General features: G+C 41.0%; 4 protein-coding genes. 2 read left to right on the forward strand and 2 right to left on the reverse strand.

What is annotated here, in order from left to right; genetic code table 11:
- The coding region (locus A2517_RS06655) for a manganese efflux pump (protein WP_294895358.1) at positions 1-123 on the forward strand (123 nt) is incomplete at its 5' end.
- Here A2517_RS06655 and A2517_RS06660 read toward each other — a convergent pair.
- Positions 124-486 carry a hypothetical protein gene (locus A2517_RS06660; protein WP_294895352.1) on the reverse strand — a complete coding sequence of 121 codons (363 nt, stop codon included), beginning with the start codon at positions 484-486 and terminating at the stop codon, positions 124-126.
- A gap of 62 nt (positions 487-548) precedes the next feature.
- Here A2517_RS06660 and A2517_RS06665 point away from each other — a divergent pair, with 62 nt between their 5' ends.
- Positions 549-950: a rhodanese-like domain-containing protein gene (locus tag A2517_RS06665; protein ID WP_294895354.1), complete on the forward strand. Its 402-nt coding sequence runs from the start codon at positions 549-551 to the stop codon at positions 948-950.
- Here the strand turns inward: A2517_RS06665 and A2517_RS06670 are convergent.
- The gene (locus tag A2517_RS06670) at positions 947-1261 is read right to left on the reverse strand and encodes a hypothetical protein (protein WP_294895356.1); all 315 of its coding nucleotides are present in this window, start codon (positions 1259-1261) and stop codon (positions 947-949) included. The two genes, A2517_RS06665 and A2517_RS06670, sit on opposite strands and share 4 nt — an antisense overlap.
- Between the last annotated feature and the right edge of the window lie 55 nt (positions 1262-1316).

Consider the following 1316-nt stretch of genomic DNA (forward strand, 5'->3'; position numbering starts at 1 on the left):
GCGGCCGTCTATGTCGGAAAGAAATTGGGTTCATTGCTGGAGAGTAAAGCGGAAATGTTGGGAGGGCTTATCCTAATCGGATTGGGAACCAAAATCCTCTTAGAACATTTAGAGGTTATGTAATTACCAACCGTCTGTTGCATGATTATCGTGTTTTGATTTTTTATAGCGGCTGGCATTCACCCGTTTCTCGAGCTGATTTTGAGCATAAAAAAGTTCCTCTTTAATCGTTTCAATCTCCTCATCACTTGCTCGAAAATCAAGAATCTTCTGTCCTAGTGCTTCAAGGACGAGGTATTCATCTTTATAAAGTTTGACCGCTTCATTTTTTTCTAAAAAGCGAAAATTCATATCTACTTTTTGATCAAACTGCTCTTTCGTCGGACTATCGCTTTTTGCGAGAAACGAGAGTATTCCGTTGATAAAACGACTCAATAGCCGAATGTAGCGGAGCCGTTTTGCATTTTCTGTTTTAGATTCGCCCATAAAACCTCATATTAATCATTCATCGATACAATACCGCTATTATACCCTTAAGAGGATTTAGTATGCGTATTCTATTCATTGCCATTTTGCTTTTGGCTACAACGTTGATGGCCGATTACTCTGCCCAACCGATCGATAAAAAGCTGATTGATTCCAAAATCAAAATTATCGATATCCGAACCCCATCGGAATGGAAAACGACAGGTCTGGTTAAAGGTTCGTATCCGATTATGTTTTTTGACGAACAGGGAAACTACAACGTCGAAGCTTTTTTGGGGAAACTGAATAAAGTGGTCAAAAAAGGGGAAAAATTCGCCCTCATCTGCAACAGCGGAAACCGTACCCAAATCGTCGGTAATTTTTTAGGAAAACAGCAAGGGTATAACGTTATCGATTTACAAGGGGGGATTCAATACGCCATCGGCAAAAAGATGCCCCTTGAACCGTATAAACCGAAACCCTAACGTAAAAATTCGAGCAGATCGATATACTCTTTTTCGATGACGCCGAGATTTTCGAGCATCCGCATCTCATCAATGCCCGGATTGTCACTCAAGAACTCCCGACGCCATTGAATATTATCTTGCAGTTCGGTGAGTCCGGTAGAGAGATACTCGATCATCGAGTCGATATCGGCTCCGCGAATCACCCCTTCCGTATCCGCTTTATAAAACAATAACGCGTAGTCACCCGTTTCATGAGAAAAACGGAAATCCTCGGCAATGTTATGGATGATCGTCTTAATTCGCTCATCTTTAATAAGTCGTTTTGCCATAATTTCCTCCCGTTGAAAATATCACATTGTAATCTCTTTTGGTATAGGAGTTGCT

Origin of the sequence: Sulfuricurvum sp. RIFOXYD12_FULL_44_77, from assembly GCF_001830725.1 — a bacterium.
Classification (GTDB): domain Bacteria; phylum Campylobacterota; class Campylobacteria; order Campylobacterales; family Sulfurimonadaceae; genus Sulfuricurvum; species Sulfuricurvum kujiense_A.